Origin of the sequence: Nonomuraea sp. NPDC004580 (assembly GCF_040609855.1) — a bacterium.
Taxonomy (GTDB): domain Bacteria; phylum Actinomycetota; class Actinomycetes; order Streptosporangiales; family Streptosporangiaceae; genus Nonomuraea; species Nonomuraea salmonea.
Genome location: NZ_JBEXLH010000093.1, coordinates 1 through 25,751 on the forward strand (window position 1 = coordinate 1; position 25,751 = coordinate 25,751).

Sequence of the window (25,751 nt, forward strand, 5' to 3'; positions counted from 1 at the left end):
GCCCGGCCCCGAGCCCGTTCGCCGGCGCGCGTCAAGGCCACCGCCAGGTCCTCGTCAGGTGACGTCGTCGCCGCGGCCCGATGCCGGAGCCTGCAGTCGTCGTCGGTGGCCGTGTCCGCCAGTGCCCGGTGCACGGCGATCCGCCGCGCCAGCGGCGCGGCCTGGTAGGCGGCGGTGCGGATCAAAGGATGGCGGAAGGCGATGGCAGCGGCACTCACCTCGACCAGTCCGGCCTTCTCGGCCTCCTCCAGGTCCTCCGGTCCGACTCCGAGCGCGTTCGCGGCGCTCAGCAGCATCGGCAGGTCGCCTCGGCCCTCGGCGGCGATCATCAGCATCATGAGACGGGTCTTGTCGGGCAGCAGGGCGATGCGTGAGCGGAAGGACGCGAGCACCCGGTCGGCGATCGGGATCGGGCCGGCCGCCGCGTGGTAGCGCCTCCGTTCGGAGGAGAACTCGATCAGCGCCAGCGGGTTCCCCTCGGATTCGGCGATCACCTGCTCCCGTGCCGCCGGGGTCAGGCCCCGGTGGGCCAGGACCCGTTCCGCGTCCTCCTGCGACAGCCGCGACGGACGGATCTCGGGCAGGCCGGCGGCGGCGAACCCCTCCTCCCGCGCGGCGAACAGCAGCGCCACCTTCTCCTCCGTCAGACGGCGGGCGGCGAACAGCAGTGCTTCGGCGGTGGCGGGGTCGAGCCAGTGCGCGTCGTCCACCAGGCAGAGCAGCGGCTCGTCGTCGGCCAGATGGGCCAGCAGGGTCATCACGGCCAGCCCGGACAGGAACCTGTCCCGCGCGCCCGAGCCGCCCGAGCCGCCCGAGCCGCCCGAGCCGAGCACCGCCCGCAAGGCGGCCGCCTGTGCCGGGGGCAGGGCGTCGAGGTGTTCCTGGACCGGCCAGAGCAGTTGGACGAGCCCGGCGAAGGCGAGATCCGCCTCCGGCTCGATGCCGGTGACCCGCAGGACGCGCACTCCGATGCCGGTGCAGTGCTCGGCGGCCCAGTCGAGCAACGCCGATTTGCCGATGCCGGGCTCGCCGCGCAGGACGAGGCCGCCGCTGCGGCCGGTACGCGCGGCGTTCACGAGGTCTTGGATCGCGGCCTGCTCGCCCGCCCTGCCGTACAGCAACCGACCAAGCCTTTCGTGCGGGGATACGGATGGCCGTGCCTTCCGGGATACGTACGCGATCCCAGTAGTCCGGTACCGAAACCTTACCGATTCGGCCCGTAAAGGCCCGTTCATACCCTCGTGGCAACGAAGACGATCTCGTGACGAGGAGGATGATCGTGAACGAGCTTCTCACGCCGGTGACCATCGGCGAGCTGGATCTTCCCAACCGCCTGGTCATGGCGCCCATGACGCGGAACAGGGCGCGGGGCGGGCTCGTCGGCGAACTGACCGCCGAGTACTACGCCCAGCGCGCCGCCGCCGGCCTGATCATCACCGAGGGCACCCAGCCATGCGTGATCGGCCAGGGCTACATCGACACCCCAGGACTGCACACGCCGGAGCAGGTGGCGGCCTGGCGGCTGGTCACGGACGCGGTGCACCGGCGAGGCGGGCGTATCGCGGTCCAGATCATGCACTCCGGGCGGATCGGCCATCCCTGTCTGTACCCCGGAGGCGAGCTTCCCCTCGCTCCGTCGGCGATCTGCTCCGGAGAGCGGCTCTACACCCCCGAAGGGCTGCTGGACCATCCGACGCCGCGGGAGATGACGCTGGCCGACATCGACCGGGCCATTGAGGATTTCGCCACCGCGGCCCGGCTGGCGATGGAGGCCGGCTTCGACGCGGTCGAACTGCACGGCGCCAGCGGCTATCTGATCCACCAGTTCCTGTCGGACAACACCAACCGGCGCACCGACGCCTACGGCGGTTCGGTGGCAGGACGGCTCAGGTTCGCCGTGGAGGTCGTGCAGGCCGTCACCGACGTGATCGGGCCTGGCCGCACCGGCATCCGGATCTCTCCGGGCATCTCCTACAACGGCATGAAGGAGGGCGACACGGAGATCCTCTACACGGAGCTGGCCCGCGCGCTGGCACCGTACGACCTGGCGTTCGTGCACGTCTCGGAGAACGACACACGCGACGTGACCAAGCTCATCCGCGCCGAGTGGGAGGGCCCGCTCGTCCTCAACCCGCACCCGTGGAGCGGCGAGAAGCCGGCGAACCCCGAGGACGGGATCGAGGCCCTGCGCTCCGGCCTGGCCGACGCGATCTCCTTCGGCCGGCTGTGGCTGGCCAACCCCGACCTGCCCACCAGGATCGCGGCGGGCGGACCGTACACCGAAGCCGACCCGAGGACCTTCTACGGCGGCGACCACCGCGGCTACACCGACTACCCGGTGCTGTCCGCGAGCGGGGAGGACTGATGAGCCGTTCGTCCCCCGCCTCCTTCACCCACGGCGGAGCGCCCGAACAGCTCGGAACTCCGGACCGCGGGGTTCCGGCGGCCTGGCTGGCGCTGCTGGCGGGACCGCTCTCGTTCGGGATCGCCGGGCCCAGCCTCATCCTGCCGGACGCCGCCCGCGACCTCGGACTGACTCTGGGCGCCGTGACCTGGATCGTCACCGCCTTCGGCTGGGCCATCGCGATCGGCACCCCCTTGATGGCGGGCTTGCAGAGCCACCAGGGCGTACGCCGGGCCCTGCTCACCTGTGCCGCGCTGGTCGCCCTTGGCGCGGTGCTCGTGGTGAGCCTGCCCTCACTGCCGTCGCTCGTGCTCGGCAGCGCGGCTCAAGGGCTCGGCACTGCCGGGTTCACCACGATCGCCATGAGCCTCACCCGCTCGGCACGCTCCATGGGACTCGTCACGGCCTCGCTGGCGACGGTCGGTTCCGCCGCGCCGCTGATCGCCGACCTGGCCGGGGAGCTGCTGTCCTGGCAGGCGGGCCTGGCCCTGCCCGCGCTGAGCCTGCTCGCCGTTCCCGGCGTGCTGCGCCACCGACCCGCCGGGCCGGCGCCGGACGCGCCCTTCGACCCGGTGGGCGCGGTGCTGCTGACGGCGTTGGTCACCGCGCTGGTGTTCGTGCCTCACTCATGGCCGGTCGCGGGGACGGCCGCCGTGGCCGCCGGTGGGCTGCTGGCGCTGCACCTACGGTCCAGGCGCGACGGATTCGTGCCCGCCTCGATCGTCCGCGCTCCGGTGTTCCTCCTGGTGTCCGGCCTGGCGTTCCTGCTGGCCGCGACCAACTTCGGCATGATCTATCTGCTGCCCGCCCTGCTCGCCGGACAGGCGGACTGGACCAGCGGTCAGGTGGGAGCCGCCATCCTGTGGCCGCTGATGTTCGGCGGGTTGGCCTCCTACGGGGTGATCGCCGCCACCGCGAAAGCGCCGGTGAAGGCCGTTGCCTGGCTCTTCCCCGGGCTGGCGGTGGCAGGCGTGGGGCTGGCGTGCCTCAGCCTCTCGCCGGCCGCCCTCCTCATCGCCCAGGCGCTTACCTCCCTCGCCGCCGCCTCGGGACAAGGGGCGTTCGCGGCACGCGCCGCCGCCGCGGTGCCCGACGGCGCCAGATCGACGGCGATGGGCCAGTTCAACCTCTGCTACCTGCTCGGCGCCGCATTCGGCCCCGCCATCGCCGCCGCGCTCGTGGGCTGACCCCGACGGTCCGGCCCTCGGAGTCGGCGGAACGAGAACGTCGGCCAAGCCTGTTCGGCCAGCTCACCGGTACGCCGGCAACGGGACCACCTTCACCGACGACGAGGGCCACCGATCCCATCTGGGGCAACGCCGGCTTGAGTGCGTCGAGGCAGGCAGCGCCCCGGCTGCTTTTCCACAGCCGGGGCGCTTCTTGCGGGGTGGGCAATCGGCGACCCGCCGTCCCGTCCCCGCCGAGCCGGTCGAACCTCAGCCCGAACCCGAGCCCACTGATTCGCGTCCGGTTCCGCCCAAGGGACGTTGCCGGGGTTGAACGGGGCTAGACGCAATGCCGTGTAGTTAAGAGCATGAGCTGTGGGCCAAGGGCCTGTGGTGAGGATGTTCATGCTGATGGTGGCTTTGTCCGTCGCCCGGTCGTTCGGCCTCGACCCGGTCACCCGGGCGCCGTGCCACCTCCGCGAGATCCTTGATCACGCCATCGATGACGGATCTCACTGGTTGGCCGAGGTCGGCGACTGGGTCGGCGTCATCCCCGCCCACGGCGACGGCGAGTCCCTGCGCACCCGCACGTACGGTGCCCGGCAGGCAATCGGCCTCACCATGGACATCAACCACAAGGCGAGCGTCGACTACGCCCGCGATGGCCGCCTGATCACGTCCTTCGACCCGCTCGCGCTGGACTGGCGCCGGTTCGGGGACGACCCGTACGCGCTCGACCACCTGATGGACGGGCTGCGCTTCACGATCACCGACGACGACGTCAGAGGCGACGACCGCGTGGAGGACCCGGAGAGCATCACCTCGGCCCTGACCCTGATCGGCCGCTTCACGGGCACCGACATCGCCGCCGACTGGATCCTCGCGCGCCACTCCCGCATGAGGCCGGATTGTCGGGCCTGAGTGGCACAGTGGGTCCGACCGGACGAGACGAGGAGAGAGCATGGGCATCGGCGTCAGCCAGGTCTCGCTGTACGTACGCGACCAGCAGAAGGCGGTCGACTTCTGGAGCCGGAAGGTGGGCTTCACGGTCACCAGGGACATGGCCTATGGCGAGAACCGCTGGATCGAGGTCCAGCCCCCAAGCGGTGGCACCCGCCTGGCCCTCCTGAAGGCCGACCCGCAGTGGCCGGAGACACCTGCCGGCCCCGGTTACGTGCTGTTCGAGGCCGACGACATCGAGGCGGAGTACGAGCGGCTCAACGCGGCCGGGGTCCCCTTCACCCGTCCGCCCAAGCAGGAGCACTGGGGCTGGTCGGCCACTTTCGTCGACGACGAGGGCCACGAGTTCCACCTCGGCCAGCGCCGGTCCGGGTGAGCCGAGGCAGGGAGCGCCCCGGCTGCTTCCCCACAGCCGGGGCGCTCCTTGCGGGGTGGGCAATCGATCCCTCTTGCCGTATACCCAGCTTGCCCTAATTCTATGCTTATGTCCGTTTTGTCCTGAGGGGTGCTGACTGCTCGCGCGAATCTCGGGCAGGTGCTCAAACATGAGTCAACAGGACGAAGCCGCCCCCCTGCCCCCGGCTGTCGGCCAGGTGAACGGGGAGAGTGACATCATCGCCCAGCGGGCCGGTGTGGAGGTCAGGGAGACCCGCCGCCCCATCCCGGCCGAGCCCGTCGAACCTCCGCCCGATCCCGAGCAGAAGGTCGAAGAGGAGCGGCGGGAGGCGGCGGCTGACGACGCCGAGGAGCCTCGGGCCGACGCAGAGCCCACTGACTAGTCGTCTGCACCGGCCTTCAGGCCGTGAGCGCAGGAAGGGCTGTGTGGTCAGGTAGGGTCGTCGCCCTGATCGGCGGAGAGGGGCGGCGTATGCGGGTGGCGATGGCCAGTGTCGGGAAGCGGGTCGGCCGCATCAACGAGGACTTCGTCGGGGTGCTGCCGGAGGCGGCGGTGCTGGTGGATGGGGCCGGCATTCCCGGTGGTGAGGTGACGTGCCGGCATGGTGTGGCCTGGTACGCCAGCCACCTGGGCGGCACCCTGCTCGGCCTGCTGCCGCACCACCGCGACCTGGCCGACCTGCTCGCCGAGGCTATCACGCACGTCACCGACGATCACCGCGACACCTGCGCCGTCACCGACCCCATCAGCCCGTCGGCGGCGGTGGCCGTGCTGCGGCTGTCCGGCGACCGCGCCGATTACCTGGTGCTGGGCGACGCCACCATTGTGATCGACCGTTCGGAGGAGGGCGCGCCGGTCGTCGTCACCGATCGCCGGGAGGTGGTGATCAGCGGCAGGTACGAGGCCGCGCTGAAAGCCGCGGACCCGGGCTCGGACGACTACCGTCGCATCCTGGGCGAGCTGCGTTCGCACCGGAACCGGCCGGGCGGCTTCTGGGTGGCCAAGGACGACCCGTACGCGGCCCGTGAAGCGATCATCGGCACCGTCCCCGGCCCGGCCTCCGCCGCCGCCCTGCTCAGCAACGGCGCCTCCCGCATCGTGGACCGGTTCGGGCTGGCGGACTGGCCCGAGCTCATGGCCGAGCTGGCGCGGAAAGGCCCCGCCGACGTCATCCGCCGCGTCCGGGAGGCGGAGGAACGTGAAGCGGTCCCACCGGACGACGCCACCATCGCCCACTGCACCTCCCTCGCCCGGCCCGCCTGACCTCTGCCCACCTCCCGCTGCGCCCGTGGTCTCATGCGCGCCCCTCAGATGTTCACCTCCGCTGCGCCCGTGTCTCATGCGCGCCCTCAGGAGTAGTGCTGGAGGGTGCGGGTCGCGAGCTCGCGGAGCCGGGCACGGGCGGTGGCAGGGCCGGTCACGGTGATGGACTCCGCGAACTGCAGGAGCTGGCGCACACCCTCGACATCCTGGTACGTCACCGTGATGGCGACCTCATCGGCATCCTCCGGAGGGTGCACGGTCAGGCGGGACCCGAGGATGCGCCGGGCGCGTTCGAGCTGGCAGGCCTGGAGCACCGCGTGCACCTGGACGGTGTCGGCGGTCTCCCAGCGGGCGGTGAGCTCAGCAGCCAGCCCGGCGAGGGTCGCCTGGTGACGACGGCGCTGAGCGGCAGGAGCGGCGGCGTCGACCGGCCGGCCGCGACCTTCTCGCGGGCGCGGCGGCTGTCGGCGGCGGCGCCCAGCTGGCGGCGCTGCTCGTCGTCGAGCCCGTGGAGGGCGAGATGGTCGCGTTCCGCAGGGGTGAGCCGCGAGGTGTCGAGCGCGCCGCCGGGCAGCAGTGTCACGCCACCCCAGCGGCCCCGCTCGACGAGGACGGGAAAGCCCGCCTCCTGCAACCAGCGCAGGTCCCGCAGCACCGTACGCACTGAGACCCCGACCTGGTCCGCGAGGTCACCGGTGGTGATCGTCTCCCGGGTCTGGAGCGCCAGGAGGAGGGAGAAGAACCGATCCGGTGTCATGAGGCCAGGATTCCATGAAACACGACGGAATCTGTCAGGTATGGCAGGCAGGCTCCCCGGTGTCAGGAATCCGCGATCCGAAGGAGTTCACTCATGGCACTGCCTAACACGTTCATCTTCTACGTCTCCGACGCGCCCGCGTCCGCGCGCTTCTATGCGGAGTTGTTCGAGATGAAGCCGAGTTTCGAGACCCCGGCCTTCATCGCGTTCGACCTCGCGGGCGGGGTGCAGTTCGCCGTGTGGAACAGGGGGGCGGAGCGTGCCGCCGCGTCGCGCACCAGCGAGCTGTGCCTGGCACTGGACGGTGGCCGCGAGCAGATCGACCGCCTGTTCCAGGAGTGGCAGGACAAGGGCGTCAACGTCGTCGAGGAGCCGCACGACGAGGTGTTCGGGCTTACCTTCGCCGTGGCCGACCCCGACGGCAACCTGATCCGCGTGGCCCCCGTGGACTGAGCCGCCCCTAGGCCAGCAGGCCCTCGATCAGGTCGGCGGCCCGCCGGGTGCCTCCCTCGGAGCGCGCTTCGGCCTTGAGCCGGCGCAGGCGGCGGGCCACGTCCGAGTCGGCGACGAGGTCCAGGAGCGCGGTGCGCAGGGCTTCGGGGGTGGCGGCGCCGGTGTCGAGGCGGTGGGCGACGCCCAGCTCCACCAGGCGGTCGGCGTTCATGAACTGTTCGGCGCCTTGCGGCACCGCGATCATCGGCACGCCGGCCGCCAGGCCCTCGCTGCTTCCGCCCATCCCGGCGTGCGTGACGAAGGCGTCCGCCTCGGCGAGGATCGCCCGCTGCGGCACCCAGGAGTGCACCTCGATGTTCGAGGGGATGGGGCCCAGCTCGCTCACCTCGGTGTGGTGGCCGATCTGCAGGACCACGTGCCAGCCGGGCAGGTCGCCGAAGGCGGCCAGGCAGGAGCGGTAGAACTCGGGGCGGTGGTTGTAGGCGGTGCCGAGGGAGATGAGCAGGACCCGTTCGGCATCGACCGGACGGGTCCAGGGGTCCTCGGCGGGGCCGTAGCAGGGGCCGACGAACGTCACCCGGTCGCCGTCCACCCGCTCGGCGTTCGGCTGCATGGCCCGCGGGATCAGGGCCAGCACGCGGTCGGGGAGGCCCGAGAAGGCGTCCACGTCGGTGGTGGTCGCCCCGCACTCGGCCAGCCACCGCCCGAACCGCTCCTGGTAGGCGTCGGCGCCCGGCAGCCGCCTCAGGTGCGCGGCGACGTCCTCCTCGTAGCCCTGCCAGGCCACGAAGGTCGGCGAGAGCTGCAGCAGGGGACGGCCCTGCGCCTCGGCGAGCGCGCGGGCGGCGTACGCGCCGATGTCGTACAGGTAGAGGTCGGCCGGATCCTGGGCGTACGCCGCGCGCAGCTGCGGGAGCGACTGGACGGCGTCGTCGAGGAAGAGGCTCGCGGCGGCGATGGGGTCGTCGGGCCAGGAGTTCCCGGCGAACGGCAGCACCGACGTGCACGGCACCAGCTCCGCCCCCACCCCCTTGACCAGGTCGGCGCGGGCCGGGTCGGTGGCGTACGTCACCCGGTGCCCCCGGGACACCAGCTCGCGGACGACCTCCAAGCCGGGCAGGATGTGGCTGACGATCGGGACGTTCACCATCGCGATGTGCGTCATGACGCGCTCCCGGAGGGCGCGGCGGCCTCGAGGTCGGCGACCGTGCCGGACATGATCGTGCGGACGTGCCGGGTGATGTGCTCGGCCGGCCAGTCCCACCACGCGACAGCCAGCAGCCGGGCGACGTCGTCGGCGTCGTAGCGGGTGCGGATGAGCCGCGCCGGGTTGCCGCCGACGATGCCGTAGTCGGGGACGTCGGAGGTGACCACGGAGCCGGCGCCGATGATCGCGCCGTGCCCGATCCGCACGCCCGGCAGCACCGTCGCCCCATGCCCGAACCACACGTCGTTCCCCACCACCGTGTCACCCCTGCCGGGCAGGCCGGTGAGCAGGTCGAAGTGGTCGGCCCACGATCCGCCGAGGGTGGGGAAGGGGAAGGTGGAGGGGCCGTCCATGCGGTGGTTGGCGCCGTTCATGATGAACCGCGTCCCCGTGCCCAGCGCGCAGAACCTCCCGATGATCAGCTTTTCCGGCCCGTAGTGGTAGAGCACGTTGCGGGTCTCGAACGCGGTCGGGTCGTCCGGATCGTCATAGTACGAGTAGGCCCCCACCTCGATCAGCGGCGACGTGACCAGCGGCCTGAGCTGCACCACCCGCGGCTGCCCCGGCATGGGGTGCAGCACGTCGGGATCGGCAGGCACCAGGGAATTCATAGTCGTTTCCTCACAAACAGGGCTCTTAATGCGACAGTTGCTACATTAAGATGCTGTCATGGCCCCGCCGGATCAGCAACCCGACACCCCTCGCCGCCGCCCGGGTGGCCGCACGAGCCGCATCCGTACGCAGGTCATCGAGGCCGTACGCGCCGAGCTGGCCGAACGCGGCTACGACGAGCTGACCATCGACGGCGTCGCGGCCCGCGCCGGCGTCCACCGCGCCACCGTCTACCGGCGCTGGCGCGACGTCGGCGGCCTGCTCGCCGACGTCTTCGCGGCCGCGGGCGACGACGACTGGCAGCCGCCCGACACCGGCTCGCTGGAGGGCGACCTGACCGCGCTCAACCAGGAGAGCCAGGAGTCGATGACCGCGCAGCCGCCGCTCGTCATGGCCCTGTTCGCCGCCTCGTTCCGGTCGGAGGAGGCGGCGCGCGGGGTGCGGCGGCTCTGGGAGGACCGCTACACCCGCTGCGAGGCCATCGTCCGCCGGGCCGTCGAGCGCGGTGAGCTGCCGGAGGCCACGGACGCGCGCCGGCTGCTGGTCGCGGCGACCGCGCCGGTCTACCACCACCTGGTGCTCCTGCGTACGCCGCCCGACCCCGCCCTGCCCGCCGACGCCGCCAGGACCGCGGTGCTGGCCGCCCGCGCCGGCGCCTTCGTCACGAGGTGATGGGCACGGCGGCGTACGCCGGGATCGTGCCGAGATAGGAACCGCCGGCGACCGGCAGGGCGTACCAGAGGTAGTAGGGCGGCAGCGCGCGCACGGTGAAGCGCTGCGGGCAGCCGTCAGGGTTGGTGCATCGCAAGGGCGTCTGCCCCGACGCGCAGGCGGCGAGGGTGTCGAGCGCGACCGGGTACAGGCGCGGGTTGGCGTTGGTCAGGAACCCCGCCACGTCGATGTCAGGCCGGTCCGGCTCCCTGATGCTGCACCGGGTGCACTGCAGGAGCGGCACGGTCCAGAACGCGTCCGCGAACACCTCGTCCTTCGCCAGTGGCAGCCGGGTCGGGCGCAGCTCGCGCAGGGCCGCCGTGCTCTCCGGGGCCATGAGGTCGGGGTGACTGTTCGCGAAATATCGGGCGAGCCGCTTGTGCGCCGTCGTGTCGAGCGTCGCCACGTACTTGCCGGGCGCCGGCCTGGCGCTCCCGCTCCCCGGATCGTAGGCCACCAGCGTGCCGGGCCGGCCGAAGTACGGCGGGCAGACCAGCTCGCCTTGGGTGAACCACGACTGAAGGTAGTGCGGCGTGTCGACGATCCACGTCTCGCGGGCGTCCTTGACGACATCGCTGATGACGGCGAGCACGTTCCAGCGGATCAACGCCGGCAGCACGGCCTCTGGATGCGCGAGCTGCCCGGCGTCGAACATCTTCACCCGCTGCCCGCGACCGCCGTGGTGATCACCCTTCTCCAGCGCGGCCCGCAACGCCTGCGCGGCCTTGTCGTCGAGGCCCCGATAGCTGATGAAGACGTCGGCGGGCTCCGCGCGCGCACCCGCCGTCATGCCGGCCGCGCCGCGCATCCGCTGCAGCAACGACGGCCGCCCGCGCCCGGCCAGCTCCCGCACCTGGACCGCCACCCACGCGGCGATCTCCTCGGCACTGCGGCGGCCCGGGTAGAGGGCGGCCCCGCCCGGCCGGGCCGGTGCGACGTTCAGCGGCAGGTACGACCGCGACACCGCGAGCACCTTGTCCTGCCGCCACGGATACGCCATCGCGGTGTAGCGGTGCGCCGCCGAGTCGGGGGTGAGGTCGAGCACCACGGCGTCGGCGGCGACCATCGACGTGGCCACCGCGAACGGCTGCGTGCTCGTCACCTCCCGCACGTCCACGCCGTGCAGCCGCCCCCGGATCAGCTCGGCCATGGCGGCGCCCTCGTCGTCAAGGGTAGGGAACACGTCGACCCGCATCGCACCCGCCTCCGTTCCGGTCACGTGGCGACGGTCTCTTGAGCACATGGTCGCCGATATGACGCCGTTTCGCACGAGAATGCGGCGCATTATGTCCGGCAAATGTCCGGCCGGTGGCCTGTCCCGTCCTATCTACGAATGTCATGCTCGGGTCAGCGAAAAGTCAGAAAGGAAAAACGCCGTATGCGACTAATCCGCAGATTGGTGACCACCGCCGTGGCGAGCACCGCCGTCGTGGCCACGCTGGCCGTGCCCGCCCAGGCCGCCGGCGGGACGAAATACTGCCCCTCGACCAGCGGCGGCGAGCCGTGGTGCACCCTGTACCTCTACCCCACCCGCTTTCCCGGCGGCACCATTTCCGTCGACGTCGACGTGAGCGGGACGACGCCCGTTCTCTCCCGCTGGAATCTCTACATCGACGGCGGAAAAGTCTGCTCGGCGGAATTCACGCACAAGGACCCGCCCCGGTCGTGGGTGTGCAATAACGTACGGGCCGGGGTGCCGACCCTTGAGGCGGGACGGGCGATCGGCGCATGGGCGCGTATCGGGCTTCGCTGGTGAAAGGTCTGATGACGATGCGAACGCCGACGAAACTGCTGGCGCTCACGAGTGCCGCTTTCCTGCTCAGCGCGGCGCCGCTCACGGCGGCCCACGCCTCGGCGCCCGCGGTGGCCGCCGCCGACTGCACGATCACCCCGTACCCCGACTGGAGACCGCCCGAGGTGCACGTCTGGTGCCGTACGACCGGCCCCTACAAGGCGATCGCCCTCTGCACGAGCAAGTGGTACAAGGACAAATGGTTCGAATCGCCCTGGACCAGCGCGGGCTCGACCGCGCAGGTCGCCTGCCCCCTCACCGACACGCTGACCGGCTGGGGGAAGCAGGGCGGCGGCAGCGCCTGAGTCCGCCCACGGCGCCCGCTCCGGCAACGAGGCGGGCGCCGTGCACCGCCGTCCGGCGCGCGTATTCCCGCCATATCCCGCAGGTATACCGAGGCCCTTTACCGTGCTGCGTCAGGCCGGGTAATCGTCCGGCCGGAAAGCGTCATGCACGGTGAAGGAGAATCAGTGCGACCTCTCACGCGACTGCGCGTTGCCACGATGGGCGCGGGTCTCACCGCCACGCTCGGAGCCGGTCTGCTGGTGGCGCCCGCCGCGCAGGCTCTGCCGCCCGACCAGGCCATGGTCTACGTCAAGCGGGTCAAGCCGATCCAGACGGTGACCGCCAGGGTCAGGATCAAGGACCACAAGGGCCGGAACTACCCGATCAAGGTGTCCGTCACCTTCCGCTACATCAACTCGAAGACCGCGCAGATGCGGACCATCGTGCTGCGCGAGAACGGCTTCCCCAAGGGCACCTGCATCTACCCGGACCTCGCCCTGACGACGTCGAGCTGGAAGGCGCTGCGCAACAAGCACGGCATCCTCTGCGACGGCGGGCACAAGGCGTACACCGTCATGAGGACCCTCAAGGTGCGCCAGGCCCGTAACCTCGGGCAGCTCTGGATCCGCACCCCCAACCCGGCCCACCCCGGCTGCTGCGGCGCACGGCAGTACACGATCCAGTACAACATCGCGGCCAAGTGATACCGGACATCCGTCCAGAACCGCCTTGCACGACAAAGGAGAACAGGTGCGACCTCTCACGCGACTCCGCGTTTCCACGACCGGAGTGGCTCTCGTCGCCGGCCTCGGTGGCGGTCTGCTGGTGTCACCCGCCGCGCACGCCGCCCCCGACCAGAAGATCAGCTACGTCAAGCGCATCAAGGCGATCCAGTCCGTGGTCACCACGGTCAGCATCAAGGATCACAGGGGCCGGAACTACCCGATCAAGGTGACCGCGACCTGGGCCTACAAGTCGTCCACGTCCGCGCAGCTGCGCAGCATCGTGATCCGCGAGGCCGGCTTCCCGAAGGGCGCCTGCATCTTCCCCGACCTCTTCGTGACGACCGCGAACTGGGAGGCTCAGCGAGGGCGGTACGGCAAGATCTGCGACGGCGGCAAGAAGGCGTACTCGGTGATGAGAACCCTCAAGGTACGCAGGGGAAGCTTCGGCCAGCTGTGGATCCGCACGCCCAACCCGCCCCACCCCGGCTGCTGCGGCGCACGGCAGTACACCATCCAGTACAACCTCGCCAAGTGAGCGCCCCGGCCCGATAAGGGTTGGAGGACGGCGGCCTGGAGTCGCTAGCGTGCCCTCGTGACGCGAGCGCATGAACGGTACGTGGACTCCGGGCCGGTACGGATATGGACGGAGCGCATCGGGAAACCTGACGATCCCGCGGTCGTGATGGTCATGGGGTCCGCCGCGCAGGGCGTCAGCTGCCCCGATGCGCTCGTCCACCGGCTGGTCGAGCGGGGCGCGCAGGTCATCAGGTACGACCATCGCGACACCGGCAGGTCCGGCCTCGTCGACTTCGACGCGCACCCGTACACGATCGGCGACATGGCACGCGACTGCCTGGCCGTGCTGGACGGCCACGGGCTCGACGCGGCGCACGTGGCCGGCACGTCCCTGGGCGGCATGATCGCGCAGTGGCTCGGCGTGCACGCGCCGGACCGGGTCAGGTCGCTCACCATCATGTCCAGCTCGCCGATGGGGCACGACCCGGCGCCGGTGTGGGAGCGGGCGCAGGCGGGCGAGCCGGCCGACCCGGACGATCTGCCGCCGCCGTCCCCGGAGTTCCTCGCGCACATGGCGGCCGGGCTGCCGCCGGGCGTGGAGTCGGACGTGGCGCTGTTCCGGATGTTCAACGGGCCGGTCAGGCCGTTCGACGAGCAGGCCGCCCGGGCGATGCTGGAGCTGGCGCTGTCGCGGGCCACCGATCCCGGCGCGGCGGCCAACCACAGCCGGGCCGTCTGGCGGGACGACCCCACCCTGAAGGCCCCCTTGTCGTCGATCACCGCGCCGACCTCCATCGTGCACGGCGACCGGGACCCGCTCTACCCGCTCGCGCACGCCGAGGCGCTGGCGGCGGCCATCCCCGGCGCGGTCCTGCACGTCGTGCCCGGCATGGGCCACGTCATGACGTCACCCGGCCTGCCCGAGGAGGTCGCCGACCTCGTCCGCCTGTGACCGTTCGAAGACGAGCTGGGTGCGGCGGACGGCGCGCACGCCGTACACCTGCGCGATCAGGCCGGGGGTGAGCACCTCGCCGGGCGGGCCGCCGGCGACGATGCGGCCGGCGTTCATCACGTACAGGCGGTCGCAGAAGGCGGCGGCCTGGTTGAGGTCGTGCAGCACGGCCAGGGTGGCGAGGCCCAGCTCGCGTACCAGGTGCAGGAGGTCGAGCTGGTGACGGATGTCGAGGTGGGCGGTGGGCTCGTCCAGCAGGAGCAGCCGGGTGTCCTGCGCGAGCGCGCGGGCCAGCAGCACGCGCTGCTTCTCGCCGCCTGACAGCGTCGTGAAGATCCGCCCGGAAGCCTCGGCCAGGCCGACGCGGCCGAGCGCGCGCCCGCACAGCTCCTCGTCCACAGAGGCATCGGCACGGTACGGCGTGCGCCCCATCCGGACGATCTCCGCCACCGTGAAGTCCAGGTCGGCCGGCGTCTCCTGCGCGACGACGGCGGTCCTGCGCGCGGCCTCACGGGCGGGCAGCCGGTGCACGTCGTCGCCGTCCACCGCGATCAGCCCCGCCGAGGGCCGCAGCGCCCGGTAGATCGAGCGCAGCAGCGTGGACTTGCCGCACCCGTTCGGCCCGACCAGCGCCACGAACTCGCCGTCGCCCACCTCCAGCGCGGCGTCATGCACGATCGGCGTGCCTTCGACCGCGACGGACACCCCGTTCAGCGCCAGCCTCACGTGACGCTCACCTCCCGGTCCGCGGACCTGCGGCGCAGCAGCCACAGGAAGAACGGCACCCCGAACAGCGCCGTCACGATGCTGAGCGCCAGCTCCTGCGGCGCGTTGACGGTCCGCGCCGCCACGTCCACGAGCTGCAGGAACACCGCGCCGAGCAGCGCCGTCACGGGCAGCACCCGGCGGGGGGGGGGGGGGGGGGGGGGCCGGGGGGGGGGGGGGGGGGGGGGGGCGCCGAACGCGCGCGCGCCGCGGGGGGGGGGCGCCACCCCCCCCACCCCCCCCACCACCCACCCGCCCCCCCCCACCACCCCCGCCACCCCCGGGGGGGGGCGGCCCCCGACCAGCAGCCGGGCGGCGTGCGGCACGATCAGGCCGACGAACGCGATCGCGCCGCTGGTCGCGACCAGCACCCCGACCAGCAGCGAGGTCAGCAGGAACAACGTCAAGCGGAACCGGCCGACGTTCACGCCGAGCGAGACGGCCGTCTCCTCGCCGGCGGCGAGCGCGTTCAGCGGACGGTGCTGCATCAGCAGGTACGTCACCCCCGCCGCCAGCACCACGGCCGGCACCGGCAGCAGGTGCCAGCGGGCCCCGCCCAGGCTGCCCATCAGCCAGAACAGCACCTGCTGCGCCGCCCGCCCGCTCTGCGCGAGCTGCAGCACGAAGGAGTAGGCCGACTGGAACAGGTACGCCAGCGCCACCCCGGCCAGCACCAGCCGCGACGGCGTGAGCCGCCCGGCCCGCTGCGCCAGCAGGTAGACCAGGCCCAGCGCGAGCAGCGAGCCGGCGAACGCGGCGGCCGACATCGACAGCCCGCCGAGCGCCGAGGCGCCCACGATGGCCACGAGCACCGCGCCGAACGACGCGCCCGACGAGATGCCGAGCAGGAACGGGTCGGCCAGCGGGTTGCGGACCAGCGCCTGGAGCACCGCGCCGACCACCGCCAGCCCGGCCCCGACGAGCAGCGCCAGCAGCGCGCGCGGCAGCCGGAACTCCCACACGATCTGCTCCTGCACCGGCGTCCACGTGCGCGGCACCAGCCCGGGGGCGAGCTTGTCGGCCACGATGCCCCACGCCTGGCCGAGCGCCACCGGCACCGCGCCGATGCTCACCGCCAGCCAGGTCGCGGCGACGACGGCGACCGCGAGCACGGCCACGAGCACGGCGAAGCGGCTGCTGTTCACTGGTCGAACGCGTCCGGGTGCAGGAACCTGGCGATGTCGGCGACGGCCAGGAGGTTGCGGTAGCCGGGGTGCTGCGCGGCGACCGGCAGCGCGAGATAACGCTTGTCCCTGGCGGCCGGGCTGTTCCTGGCGATCGCGAACGCCTCTTCCGCCTTGGCCGGCGAGGTCGGCATGTCCGCGCCGCGCAGCGTGGCGTAGTCGCTGACCAGCAGCGCCTCCGGCTGGGCCGCGCTGATCCGCTCGGCGCTGACCTCGGTGTAGTCGGCCTTGACGCCGGCCAGCACGTTCTCGCCGCCCGCCAGGGTGATCATCTGGTTCGTGACGCCCGCGCCGCCGTACGCGTTGACCGGGCCCTTGCCGCCGTCCGTGGCGAGCACCTTGACCGGCGTACGGCCCTCGACCCGCTGCTTCACCTCCGCCAGCCGGGCCTGGAGCTCGCCGGCCAGCTTCTCGGCCCGGTCGGGGACGCCGAAGATCTTGCCCAGGTTGCGCAGGTCGGTGAAGGTGTCGTCGATGCTGAACCGCAGCACCTCCTCCGGGCTGCACCAGCCGCCCAGGATGTAGACGGGGCTGCCGGCCGCGTCCAGCTCCTCCACCGTGGCGTAGCCGCCGGCGGCGTCGAAGCTCGCCATCGCGTTGTCGAGCACGAAGTCCGCGCCCTGGGAGAGCATGACCTCCTTCTGCGGCAGCATGATCGTGCTGGAGATCTGCGGGATCTTGTCGTACTGCTCCTTCTGCCCCGGCAGGAAGGCGCTCTCGCCGAAGTACGTGCGCCCCGCGATCCGGTCGCCCAGGCCGAGCGCCAGCAGCGTCTCCAGGCTCGGGTGGTAGCCGGTGACCACCTTGGAGGGCGGGCGGTCGAAGGTCAGCTTGCGGCCGCAGTTCTCCACCGTGACGGGGAAGCCCGGCGCCGGGGGCTGCTCCTGCGCTTTCGGCGCGGGCTGAGAGCAGGCGGTCAGGGTCAGGGCCGCCACCAGGACGAGCAGTCTCCTCATGGGCCCCCATTCTGCACTTACTTCGCAACTGCTATCAAACCGCAACTAGGTGGCCGGTGATGTCCTGGCTGGTCGGCGCGAAGGTGGACATCCGGTCGGCGGCTCCGGGGCGGTGGCCAGTGGACGCGGGCGGACATAACGGTCTGGCTGGTCAATGTGGGGGGCCATAGGCATGCCTTCAGGAAGGTCCAGCGGACCTCAAGTCCCTCACGGAGGCACTCGATGAATATGCGTTCACGGCGACGCCTGACGTACGCCGCTCTGGCCGGGGTCATCGCGCTCGGCGGTACCGGGCTCACGGTCGGGGTCGCGACGGCTCAGCTCGGCGACGACGACCCCGACCTGACGATGGTGGAGGAGGCGGCCGTCACCAAGGACTCCCTCCTGGCCACCGCCGACGACGCCGACTCCAGCGTGTCCGCCGACTCCGACGATTCCGACGACGAGGTCAGCGTCGCGGACGAAGGCGACGACGCCGAGGAGACGACGGACACCGACACCGACTCCGACACCGGCACCGACTCCGACTCCGGCACCGACTCCGACTCCGGCACCGACTCCGACTCCGGCACCGACTCCGGCACCGACTCCGGCACCGACTCCGACTCCGGCACCGACTCCGGGTCCGGCGACGCCGAGGTCTCCGACGAGACCGGGGACGCGGAGGAGACGGGCACCTCGGAGAAGGCCGGCCAGACCATCGCCGAGGTCGAGTCGGACGAGGTGGAGGACACCGCCACCACTCAGACGGCCGACGACCCGACCCGCTGCCCCTTCACCGTGAAGTACAAGGGCAGCGTCCGGCAGATGCTGATCAAGCGGGAGGGCGGGGCCAGGACGAAGGCGTACGACGCCGGTGAGCGGACCAGGAGCGGCAAGACTCGCGACATCGTCACCATCGGCATCGGCTTCAACATGAGCCGCGGCGACGCCCGTACGATCATCAACCGCATCCTCAGCGAGACCACCCCGCAGTCGAAGCAGGCCGACATCAAGTCGGGCAAGGCGTTCGACGACCTCAAGGCCGGGGTGACCGAGCTGACGGACGAGCAGGTGACGATGCTGTTCGAGGTCACGTACGAGGAGGCCAAGGACATGGTCACCCGGCGCGGCATCGAGAACTTCGACAAGCTGCCCCGGCCCGTGCAGGCCGCGCTGATCGACGTGGCGTACATGCGGCCAGGCAACATCAACGACATCGCCGACGAGGTGAACGCGGCGACCCAGGCGGCCCTGGCGGAGAAGCAGCCGCTGACCGAGGCCGACTACGAGGCCGCCGCCGAGCGGCTGGAGACGTTCGGCGCCATCGCCGCCAAGCGCGGCCAGGGCGGCAACAAGATCCGCTTCTCGGAGGACGCGGCCATGCTCCGCAACAAGTGCTGAGCCCTCCACAGTCATGACCGGGGTCGTGGCCGGGCCTCCTCACCGGAGCCCGGGCACGGCCCTTTCTCATGCGCGGCGTTCCGGTCTCAGACGCGGCGTTCCGGCCCTCCGCAGGCGGGCTGAGCTGGGCGGTGCCCGGCCCCCGCGGGCCGGCTGAGCAGGGCGGACAAGGACAACCCCGGCGATGGCCAATGGATGCGGGCAATGGACATCGTCCGCCCCTGGATGGTCATCACCCGGCCCCTTAAGCAGGAGTGGCAGGAAACATCCGGACGCCACCCGGCGGCCCGGGGCGGCTCCCCGAAAGCCCGCTCCCGCCGCGCACCGGCGTCACCATGAGAGGGGAAACCACCGTGAAAGCACCTTCGAAGCTTCGTGTCGCGGCGGCCGGCCTGGCGGTCGGCGGCGTGCTGGTCGGCAGCGGCCTGACGGGCGGCACGGCGCACGCCCAGACGGCGGACCCGTTCGGGTTCGGCAGCCCCGGCGGCTCGGGCAGCTCGTTCGACTTCGGGCTCACCGCGCCGCAGCCGGCGCCGCCCGCGAGCAGTTCCTCAGGCTCGCTCGGCGACTTCCTGAAGGACCTGGGCAAGGACCTCGGCCGGCAGCTCGGCAACCGGGCGATCGACGAGCTGCTCAACCGCGACAAGGACAAGAACAACAGCGGCAACAGCGGCAACAGCGGCCAGTCCGCGCCCAGCACCTCGACCGGGCAGAGCGGGCAGTCCACCGACGCGGGGCTGGCTCAGCAGCTGCCCAGCACGACCGCCGCGGGCAAGCGCATCCCCGAGCAGGTCGAGCGGGTCCTGCGCGAGGCGGGCATCAACTTCGTGGACTGGCTGGTCAAGCGGCAGCCGGGACGGGACCGTAAGGGTTACGGCTCGTTCGGGCAGCCCGACCGCTACTTCAAGCCGGAGCTGCAGCGGCAGTCGTGCCGGGTGCCCGGCAACGTCCGTCTCTTCGGCACGACCGTCCGCAGCGGCCGGTTCACGCCGCGGGCGTTCGTCGGCGGCGTCAACCTGGGCAGGACGCTCGTCGTCGGGCCCAACACGTTGCTGGCTCCGTCCGGCAACAAGCTGAAGAAGTTCAGCACGGTCAACTACGTGTTCCTGTCGAACAGGGGCGCCGAGGTGCTGCGCCCGCAGCCGCGGGTCGCCGGCAACACCGTCCTCGAGGACCGTGTCCGCTACTCGACCGGCTTCCTGAAGAGGGGCGTCACGTACAAGGTGATCGTCCGCTACGTCAACACCTGCAACGAGCCCGTCGTGGACGTGCTCGGCAAGATCAGGCGTCGATAGTCGGGTGATGTCGCGCGGCGGGTGGTCCTCTGAACGTGAGGGCCACCCGCCGGCATCTGGTCATCGTGATTTCCGACGCCGAAGGGGACGTCCACGGGCCGCGTGACCGCGAATAGGGGCCGAAGTCAAATCGCCGGGGGCCGCGATTCACATAGGTCAGGGGGCACGATGATGCACCAAGGCACCACCACCACCGCGCGGGGCAGGCGGGAACGGCCGGTCCCGCCCGGCCCGCTCCAGGAGTTCGCCCAGGGGCTGCGCGACCTGCGGGCGGCGGCGGGAAACCCGAGCTACCGCGCCATGGAGCGCAGGGCGGGCTACTCGTCGTCGGCGCTCTCCGCCGCCGCCGCGGGCGACCGCCTGCCGAGCCTGGCCCTGACGCTGGCGTACGTGGGGGCGTGCGGCGGCGACCAGGACGCCTGGAGCGAGAAGTGGCACGACCTACGCGCCGACCAGGACAACACCAGACCCCAGGAGACCGAGGCTCCCGCAGCCGCTACCGGTCGGCCCGTAGGTTCCCGTGCTGATTTCGGACGTACGCAGGAGAGCGGCGCTTCCACAGCCGGTGTGTCCGAGCCGTGGCGTGAGTCCTACCGGCGGCCGTACCAGCGGTTCGTCAAGCTGTCCGCGCTGCTCGTGGCGCTCGGCGTGGCCGTGCTGGCCACGGCCGGCGCGTTCCGCCAGGACGTGCTGTTCCGCTTCCTCTCGGCTACGGGCGAGGCGGCGCAGCCGGCCCGCCGGCCGAGTGAGACAGGGCAGGCGGGTGGGAGCGCGGGGCAGATGGTGGAGCCGGGCCGGCAGAGTGCGCCTGCCTTCACCGCCGTCGCCGGGCCGAGCTGCCCGCGCGACACCACGAGGAGCGTCCGCATCGAGGCGTTGCCCGGCCGCGACGGCTGGAAGGACGCCGCATCCTCCGGCTGGCGGGGCGCGGGCTGCGGGGACGGCTTCCTGTTCTCGGAGCTGCGCGGCGACAAGAGGCGCGGCGACGAGCGGCGCGGCGGTGAGCCGGCCGGGCCGGCGCGGCGGAACGTCTTCCAATGGCGCTTCACCACCGGCCTGCCAGGACCGCGCCACTGCGCGCTGTCCGTCTACATCCCGAAGTCGGGGCTGGCCGGGCAGCGGGTCTGGTACACGGTGCGCGACGGCTTCGACGAGGAGGCGCGCACGGTGGGGGAGTTCACGCTCGACCAGCGCGTACGGCAGGGCCAGTGGGCGCCCGCGCCGGCGCCCATGGTCATCACCGGCGGCCTGGCGATGGTCGAGATCGCCGATGACGGCCACGGCAACACCACCGGCAACCAGGCCATGGCGGCCGGCCCGGTCCGGCTCTCCTGCCCGTGATCACAGGGACAGACACGATCGTTGGGGGCACGATGACGAGGAACGACACGATCAGGAGGACGCCGCGCGGCGGCCCGCGAGGACGGCACGCACGCCCGGTGGCGCCCGACCCGCTGCGGGAGTTCGCACGGGGTCTGCGCGAGCTGCGGGCGTCGGCGGGCGGCCCGAGCCTGCGCGCGATGCGTCGCAGGACCGGCCACCCCGTGGCCGAGCTGTCCGCCGCCGCATCAGGCGACGCACTGCCCACCTTGAAGACGACGCTCGCGTACGTGACGGCATGCGGCGGCGACCGCGCCGAGTGGACGAGGAAGTGGCACGTCCTCAACGCCCTCCTCCAGGTGGGCGACCCCGACCGCGCCTACGAAACCGTCCACTACCCCCGCCCCACCTCAGACCCACCACCCACGACGAGCCGCCGAACTCCGCCGCACCTGCCCTCCACCGGTTACGAGGTGCAGTCGCAGCCGTCCGCCGCCGGTTACGAGGGGCCGCCGCAGCCGTCCGCCGCCGGTTACGAGGGGCCGTCGCAGCCATCCGCCACCGGGTACCAGGCACCGCCGCAGCCGTCCGCCACGAGCCGTCCGGCTTCGGAGCCGCCTCACGCGGCGGCCCGGTCGATTCCCGGCCAGGTCTGGCCGCTGACCGTCGCCGGATATCCGCCCTCCGCGCCGTCTGCCGCTGGAGGCGTGCCTGAGCCGCCGGCGGACGCCGGAGCGCGCTCGGCCGCTGAGCCGCCTCCTGCGAGGAGGCGCAGGGTCCGGCCGTGGGTGGTGGTGGCGATCGTGGCGCAGCTGGCCGTGCCTGCGGCGTTGCTGGTCTATCAGAACCAGGAGTCCACGGCCGTGTCGGCGGCAGGGGGCCGGGACGCGGCGCCGGCCGCGGAAGCCGGCCGGGCATCCGAGGGCCGGGCATCCGAGGGCCGGGCATCCGAGGGGCTGGCATCCGAGGGGCTGGCATCCGAGGGTCGGTTGTCGGAGGGCCGGGCGTCGGAGAGTCCGTCGCCGGCGAGCGCCAAGGCCCGGACGATCAAGCCGGCCTTTCTGGCGGTCGCCGGGCCTTCCTGCCCGCGTGACGCCAGGAGGAGCGTCCGCATCGACGGTCTGCCGGGCCGGGACGGGTGGAAGGACGCCCGCGCCCCGGGCTACACCGGGGCAGGGTGCGGTGACGGGTTCCTGTTCTCTGAGCTGACGTACGACCCGGCGGTGCAGACGCACCCGCGCAACGTCCTCCAGTGGCGTTTCATCACCGGGCTGGACGGTCAGCACCAGTGCTTCGTCGGCGTCTACATCCCGCAGACCGGGTTCGCGGGGCAGCGTGTCTGGTACACGGTGAAGGACGGTTTCGACCAGGATGCCCGTACGGTCGCGGAGTTCACCCTCGACCAGCGCATGCGGCGCGGCAAGTGGGTCGCCGCGCCGACCCCCGTCGTGATCGGCACGGGGCTGGCGATGGTGCAGATCACCGACACCGGCATGGGCAACACGACCGGCGACCAGGCCATGGTGGCGGGCCCGGTCCGCCTCGCCTGCCTGTGATACGTCAGCGAGGGCGATGGGCCCGGATGTCGACGGGGCGGCCGTCGGGGTCGCGGGCCGTCATCGTCCACTGCGTCGGCAGGGTCTCGATCTCCCCGACGGGCTGCCCGGCCGCCAGGATCCGTTCGCGGAGGCCGGCCAGCCGCTCGTAGGTGGCCACGCGCAGGCCCCAGCCCGCCCGGTTCAGCGGATCGAGGGCGGGGACAGGCGCGGCGGCGGTCTCGACGATCATGAGATGGTCGGCCCCGCCCACGTCGAGGACCGCGACCCGCGGATCGGCGGCGGTGGCGGCCCGCTCGAAGGCGAGCGCCGCTCCGAGCAGATCGGTGTAGTACGCCACGAGCCGGTCGAGGTCGGTCGTGGACAGCGTCAGATGGTTGATGCCAAGGAGATCGGTCATGATCCCCCGACCGTAGCCGAGCGGGAGAGCATCAGTCGCGGAGCAGGGGGAGGAGCTGGGTGCCCTGGCGTTCGATCTCCGGCAGGTACGGCGTGTCGGACAGCACGAAGTGGGTGATGCCGAGCTCCTGGTAGCGGCGCAGCGACTTGGCGACGTCCTGGGGCGAGCCGACCAGCCATGTGGTGCCGGCTCCGCCGCCGCCGTACCTGCCCGGCGCGGTGTAGAGGTTGTCGTCGAGCACCTCGCCCCGCGCGGCCAGGTCGAGCAGGCGCTGCTGGCCGACGGCGGGGCGCCGGTCGGGGTCGCGGAAGGTGCCGTCCTGGGACATCCTGGCGACCTTGGCCTCGGCGTCGGCCCACGCCTGCTCGGTGGTGTCGCGGACGAACGTGGTGATCCGCAGCCCGAACTCCAGCGGCGGCAGCTCGCGGCCGAGCCGGGCGCTGAGCGTCTTGAGCCGGTCGATGCGCTCGGCGACCCCGTCGAGCGGCTCGCCCCAGAAGAGCTGGACGTCGGCGTCCGTGGCCGCCACCCGCTCGGCGGCCTCGGACGCGCCGCCGAAGTAGAGCCTCGGGTGGCGGCGCCCGTCCTTGACGACGGGGCGCGGCACCACGGTCGAGCCGGTGACCTGGAAGTGCTCGCCGTGGAAGGTGACGTCCTCCTCGGTCCACAGCCGCCGCACGATCCGCAGGAACTCCTTGGTACGCGCGTAGCGGTGCGCCTGGTCGCCCTCGCTGTCGCCGTACGCGGCCAGGTCGTCCTTGCCCGAGACGATGTTGACGAGCACGCGCCCGCCGGTGAGGTGATCCAGGGTGGCGGCGGCGGAGGCGAGCTTGGCGGGATGCCAGTAGCCGGGCCGTACGGCGATGAGCGGCTGGAACGTGCTCGTGCGGGCGGCGAGCGCGGTGGCGACGGTGAAGGTGTCGGGCCGCCCCCAGCCGGTGCCGATGAGCGCGCCCGCCCAGCCGTGCTCCTCCAGGGCCCGGGCGTGGCCGGTGAGGGCCTCCAGGCTGTTGTGGCCGACCACGACGTCGTCGCCGCGGTGTCCTGGGTCGTTCTGGTTGGGGATGTACCAGAGGAACTCGAGGCTCATCGATGCGTCTCCCTATTCCTAGTATTTGGATAGGAAAAGCATAAAATGCGAGTACGCCGCCACGGAAGCGTCTGACGAGAAAGTCCTCAGGGCACCCAGAGCCGGGCGGGCACCATCGTCTCCCGGTGTTTCCCGTCCTGATCCGGCTCGACGAACCAGGCGTTGCGATCGGGCAGCACGGCCAGCGCCTCATGGAAGCGGGTGCCGACGTAGTGCAGGGCGACGCCGTCCTCGGTGGCGTACCCGGCGGGCAGCTCGCCCGCGCCCACGGCCCGGCGGAAGCTCGTCCGCCTGGGCTGGTCGCCGAGGTCGTCGTGCACGCCGTTGGAGAACGGCAGGAACCCCAGCCCGTCGGCCACCACGTCGAGCCGGTCACCGAAGGAGTCGGTCACCCCGCCCAGATGCCAGCACAGGCTGCCCGCGCTCTGCCCGGCCAGCACCACCCCCGACTCCCAGCACTCCCGCAGGATCGGCTCCAGCCGGTGCGCGCGCCAGACCGCCAGCAGGTTGACCACGCTGCCGCCGGCCACGAAGATCACGTCCTGGGCGAGCAGGTGGGCGCGCACGTCGGGCACGTTCGGCTGCGTGAACAGCGTGAGGTGCGACAGCTCGGCGTCGCCGAACGCGGCGGCCCGCTCGTACCAGCCCTCGATGTGCTCGCGCGAGTCGCCGGTCGCGGTGGCGATGAGGCAGACGCGCGGCCTGCGGACGTCCGCGAGCCGCATCGCCTGCCAGATCTGGGCGCCGGGGTGGCGGTGGCCGGCGGGCGGGAACAGGACGCCGGAGCAGGCGAGGATCTGCGGATGTCTGATCATGGGCACCCATGCTCCGCCCGCCCGCGACGGGCCGCAAGCGCTCAGGCGGGGTCGCCCTCCGCCTGCCGTACGGGCGCCGCGGGCCGGTGCATGGGGGTGAGCGCGGGGACGAGCACGAAACCGCTGGACAGCCGGGCCGGCATGCGCCGCAGCGAGATGCTCAGATCCTGGCGCGGCACCTCGTAGTCCAGCCGGGCCAGGCGCGGAGCGAGCGTGCGCAGCAGCGCCACGGTGAGCGCCTCACCGGGACAGCGGTGCCCGCTCGCCGGGTCGCCGCCGCCCTGGGGGATCAGGTCGTACGGGCCGGGCTCGGTGCCGAGGAACCGCCTGGGGTCGAACGTGTACGGATCCCGCCAGAACCGCGGATCATGGTGCTGCCCGTACACGTCGAGCAGCACCAGCGACCCCGCAGGGATGTGCTCGCCCCGCCAGTCGAGGTCGCGCACCGCCCGCCCGCCCAGCAGCGGCGCGAACGGATAGAAACGCCGCAGCTCATGCGCGAACGCCTCGGCGAACTCCGCGTCGCCGCTCGCCAGCCGCGCCCGGTGCTCGGGCCACCGATGCAGCGCGTGGGCCGCGTACGTGACGAACCACGACACCGCCACGGTCGGCCGCAGCACGTTGAGCAGCTCCACCGCCGCCACGCGCGGGTGGAGCGGCCGGCCGCCGGCGTCGCGGTGCACGGCCACCACCTCGGCCGCCGAGTCGGGCGGCGCGTCCTCGCTGCCGTCACGCAGGTCGCGGACGAACCGCTCCAGCCACGCCTCGCGCCGCCGCCTGGCCTGCC

General features: G+C 72.0%; 30 protein-coding genes. 17 read left to right on the forward strand and 13 right to left on the reverse strand.

Annotated features, from left to right (window positions below):
- Positions 1-1,121, reverse strand: a 1,121-nt coding sequence (locus tag ABZW11_RS43785; RefSeq protein WP_355431636.1) for an AAA family ATPase, incomplete at its 3' end; no start/stop codon positions are given.
- A gap of 152 nt (positions 1,122-1,273) precedes the next feature.
- On the opposite strand from ABZW11_RS43785, the gene ABZW11_RS43790 reads away from it, so the two are divergent.
- The 6 genes from ABZW11_RS43790 to ABZW11_RS43815 all read left to right on the forward strand — a co-directional run bounded on the left by ABZW11_RS43790 (position 1,274) and on the right by ABZW11_RS43815 (position 6,190).
- Complete coding sequence (locus ABZW11_RS43790; protein ID WP_355431639.1) at positions 1,274-2,365, forward strand: alkene reductase; 1,092 nt, start codon at positions 1,274-1,276, stop codon at positions 2,363-2,365.
- A complete protein-coding gene (locus ABZW11_RS43795) occupies positions 2,365-3,591 on the forward strand; it encodes an MFS transporter (RefSeq protein ID WP_355431641.1) in 1,227 nt (408 codons plus the stop codon). Before ABZW11_RS43790 ends, ABZW11_RS43795 begins: the two co-directional genes overlap by 1 nt.
- A 384-nt stretch (positions 3,592-3,975) precedes the next feature.
- The gene (locus ABZW11_RS43800; RefSeq protein WP_355431644.1) at positions 3,976-4,491 is read left to right on the forward strand and encodes a DUF6461 domain-containing protein; all 516 of its coding nucleotides are present in this window, start codon (positions 3,976-3,978) and stop codon (positions 4,489-4,491) included.
- Positions 4,492-4,531: 40 nt separating this feature from the next.
- Entirely contained in the window at positions 4,532-4,906 is a 375-nt protein-coding gene (locus ABZW11_RS43805; protein WP_355431647.1) for a VOC family protein, read from the forward strand.
- A gap of 169 nt (positions 4,907-5,075) precedes the next feature.
- Positions 5,076-5,309 (forward strand): hypothetical protein, encoded by a 234-nt coding sequence (locus ABZW11_RS43810; RefSeq protein ID WP_355431650.1) that lies wholly within the window; start codon positions 5,076-5,078, stop codon positions 5,307-5,309.
- 101 nt (positions 5,310-5,410) lie between these two features.
- Positions 5,411-6,190 (forward strand): integrase, encoded by a 780-nt coding sequence (locus ABZW11_RS43815; protein ID WP_355431653.1) that lies wholly within the window; start codon positions 5,411-5,413, stop codon positions 6,188-6,190.
- An 86-nt stretch (positions 6,191-6,276) separates the two neighbouring features.
- Here the strand turns inward: ABZW11_RS43815 and ABZW11_RS43820 are convergent, their stop codons facing one another.
- Together ABZW11_RS43820 and ABZW11_RS43825 are read right to left on the reverse strand one after the other, a co-directional pair.
- Positions 6,277-6,513, reverse strand: coding sequence for a hypothetical protein (locus tag ABZW11_RS43820; protein WP_355431656.1), 237 nt, complete (start codon positions 6,511-6,513; stop codon positions 6,277-6,279).
- The gene (locus tag ABZW11_RS43825; protein WP_355431659.1) at positions 6,450-6,947 is read right to left on the reverse strand and encodes an HTH domain-containing protein; all 498 of its coding nucleotides are present in this window, start codon (positions 6,945-6,947) and stop codon (positions 6,450-6,452) included. The genes ABZW11_RS43820 and ABZW11_RS43825 overlap by 64 nt, the downstream gene beginning before the upstream one ends.
- Before the next feature lie 93 nt (positions 6,948-7,040).
- Here ABZW11_RS43825 and ABZW11_RS43830 point away from each other — a divergent pair, with 93 nt between their 5' ends.
- Positions 7,041-7,400, forward strand: coding sequence for a VOC family protein (locus tag ABZW11_RS43830; RefSeq protein WP_355431662.1), 360 nt, complete (start codon positions 7,041-7,043; stop codon positions 7,398-7,400).
- 7 nt (positions 7,401-7,407) lie between these two features.
- On the opposite strand, the gene ABZW11_RS43835 is transcribed toward ABZW11_RS43830, so the two are convergent.
- Both ABZW11_RS43835 and ABZW11_RS43840 read right to left on the reverse strand, forming a co-directional pair.
- On the reverse strand, positions 7,408-8,565 hold the full coding sequence (locus ABZW11_RS43835) for a macrolide family glycosyltransferase (RefSeq protein ID WP_355431665.1): 1,158 nt from the start codon (positions 8,563-8,565) through the stop codon (positions 7,408-7,410).
- A complete protein-coding gene (locus tag ABZW11_RS43840; protein WP_355431668.1) occupies positions 8,562-9,218 on the reverse strand; it encodes a CatB-related O-acetyltransferase in 657 nt (218 codons plus the stop codon). The genes ABZW11_RS43835 and ABZW11_RS43840 overlap by 4 nt, the downstream gene beginning before the upstream one ends.
- Before the next feature lie 58 nt (positions 9,219-9,276).
- Here ABZW11_RS43840 and ABZW11_RS43845 point away from each other — a divergent pair, with 58 nt between their 5' ends.
- On the forward strand, positions 9,277-9,891 hold the full coding sequence (locus ABZW11_RS43845) for a TetR/AcrR family transcriptional regulator (RefSeq protein ID WP_355431671.1): 615 nt from the start codon (positions 9,277-9,279) through the stop codon (positions 9,889-9,891).
- Here the strand turns inward: ABZW11_RS43845 and ABZW11_RS43850 are convergent.
- Positions 9,881-11,149, reverse strand: coding sequence for a hypothetical protein (locus ABZW11_RS43850; RefSeq protein ID WP_355431674.1), 1,269 nt, complete (start codon positions 11,147-11,149; stop codon positions 9,881-9,883). The genes ABZW11_RS43845 and ABZW11_RS43850 overlap by 11 nt on opposite strands.
- A gap of 159 nt (positions 11,150-11,308) precedes the next feature.
- Between ABZW11_RS43850 and ABZW11_RS43855 the strand changes: the two genes are divergently transcribed.
- The 5 genes from ABZW11_RS43855 to ABZW11_RS43875 all read left to right on the forward strand — a co-directional run bounded on the left by ABZW11_RS43855 (position 11,309) and on the right by ABZW11_RS43875 (position 14,200).
- Positions 11,309-11,686 (forward strand): hypothetical protein, encoded by a 378-nt coding sequence (locus tag ABZW11_RS43855; RefSeq protein ID WP_355431676.1) that lies wholly within the window; start codon positions 11,309-11,311, stop codon positions 11,684-11,686.
- A gap of 8 nt (positions 11,687-11,694) precedes the next feature.
- The gene (locus ABZW11_RS43860; protein WP_355431678.1) at positions 11,695-12,027 is read left to right on the forward strand and encodes a hypothetical protein; all 333 of its coding nucleotides are present in this window, start codon (positions 11,695-11,697) and stop codon (positions 12,025-12,027) included.
- Positions 12,028-12,192: 165 nt separating this feature from the next.
- The gene (locus ABZW11_RS43865; RefSeq protein ID WP_355431681.1) at positions 12,193-12,711 is read left to right on the forward strand and encodes a hypothetical protein; all 519 of its coding nucleotides are present in this window, start codon (positions 12,193-12,195) and stop codon (positions 12,709-12,711) included.
- Positions 12,712-12,757: 46 nt separating this feature from the next.
- Positions 12,758-13,267, forward strand: a complete 510-nt coding sequence (locus ABZW11_RS43870) for a hypothetical protein (protein WP_355431684.1) — start codon at positions 12,758-12,760, stop codon at positions 13,265-13,267.
- 57 nt (positions 13,268-13,324) lie between these two features.
- Positions 13,325-14,200: an alpha/beta fold hydrolase gene (locus ABZW11_RS43875; protein ID WP_355431686.1), complete on the forward strand. Its 876-nt coding sequence runs from the start codon at positions 13,325-13,327 to the stop codon at positions 14,198-14,200.
- Here ABZW11_RS43875 and ABZW11_RS43880 read toward each other — a convergent pair.
- The 3 genes from ABZW11_RS43880 to ABZW11_RS43890 are packed head-to-tail and all read right to left on the reverse strand — an operon-like array spanning position 14,156 to position 17,105.
- A complete protein-coding gene (locus ABZW11_RS43880) occupies positions 14,156-14,926 on the reverse strand; it encodes an ABC transporter ATP-binding protein (protein ID WP_355431689.1) in 771 nt (256 codons plus the stop codon). The genes ABZW11_RS43875 and ABZW11_RS43880 overlap by 45 nt on opposite strands.
- The gene (locus ABZW11_RS43885) at positions 14,923-16,110 is read right to left on the reverse strand and encodes an iron ABC transporter permease (protein ID WP_355431692.1); all 1,188 of its coding nucleotides are present in this window, start codon (positions 16,108-16,110) and stop codon (positions 14,923-14,925) included. Before ABZW11_RS43885 ends, ABZW11_RS43880 begins: the two co-directional genes overlap by 4 nt.
- Positions 16,107-17,105: an ABC transporter substrate-binding protein gene (locus tag ABZW11_RS43890; RefSeq protein ID WP_355431695.1), complete on the reverse strand. Its 999-nt coding sequence runs from the start codon at positions 17,103-17,105 to the stop codon at positions 16,107-16,109. The genes ABZW11_RS43885 and ABZW11_RS43890 overlap by 4 nt, the downstream gene beginning before the upstream one ends.
- Positions 17,106-17,333: 228 nt before the next feature.
- Between ABZW11_RS43890 and ABZW11_RS43895 the strand changes: the two genes are divergently transcribed.
- From ABZW11_RS43895 to ABZW11_RS43910, 4 genes are all read left to right on the forward strand, one after another.
- A complete protein-coding gene (locus ABZW11_RS43895) occupies positions 17,334-18,488 on the forward strand; it encodes a hypothetical protein (protein ID WP_355431697.1) in 1,155 nt (384 codons plus the stop codon).
- Positions 18,489-18,841: 353 nt separating this feature from the next.
- On the forward strand, positions 18,842-19,783 hold the full coding sequence (locus ABZW11_RS43900) for a hypothetical protein (protein ID WP_355431700.1): 942 nt from the start codon (positions 18,842-18,844) through the stop codon (positions 19,781-19,783).
- Between the two features lie 168 nt (positions 19,784-19,951).
- Complete coding sequence (locus tag ABZW11_RS43905) at positions 19,952-21,124, forward strand: hypothetical protein (protein ID WP_355431702.1); 1,173 nt, start codon at positions 19,952-19,954, stop codon at positions 21,122-21,124.
- A 32-nt stretch (positions 21,125-21,156) separates the two neighbouring features.
- Positions 21,157-22,659, forward strand: a complete 1,503-nt coding sequence (locus ABZW11_RS43910) for a hypothetical protein (protein WP_355431704.1) — start codon at positions 21,157-21,159, stop codon at positions 22,657-22,659.
- Between the two features lie 4 nt (positions 22,660-22,663).
- Here the strand turns inward: ABZW11_RS43910 and ABZW11_RS43915 are convergent, their stop codons facing one another.
- The 4 genes from ABZW11_RS43915 to ABZW11_RS43930 all read right to left on the reverse strand — a co-directional run.
- On the reverse strand, positions 22,664-23,059 hold the full coding sequence (locus ABZW11_RS43915) for a VOC family protein (RefSeq protein WP_355431707.1): 396 nt from the start codon (positions 23,057-23,059) through the stop codon (positions 22,664-22,666).
- 31 nt (positions 23,060-23,090) lie between these two features.
- Positions 23,091-24,149: an LLM class flavin-dependent oxidoreductase gene (locus ABZW11_RS43920; RefSeq protein WP_355431710.1), complete on the reverse strand. Its 1,059-nt coding sequence runs from the start codon at positions 24,147-24,149 to the stop codon at positions 23,091-23,093.
- 86 nt (positions 24,150-24,235) lie between these two features.
- The gene (locus ABZW11_RS43925; RefSeq protein ID WP_355431713.1) at positions 24,236-24,964 is read right to left on the reverse strand and encodes a peptidase E; all 729 of its coding nucleotides are present in this window, start codon (positions 24,962-24,964) and stop codon (positions 24,236-24,238) included.
- 41 nt (positions 24,965-25,005) lie between these two features.
- On the reverse strand, positions 25,006-25,751 hold a 746-nt coding region (locus tag ABZW11_RS43930; RefSeq protein ID WP_355431716.1), incomplete at its 5' end, for a cytochrome P450.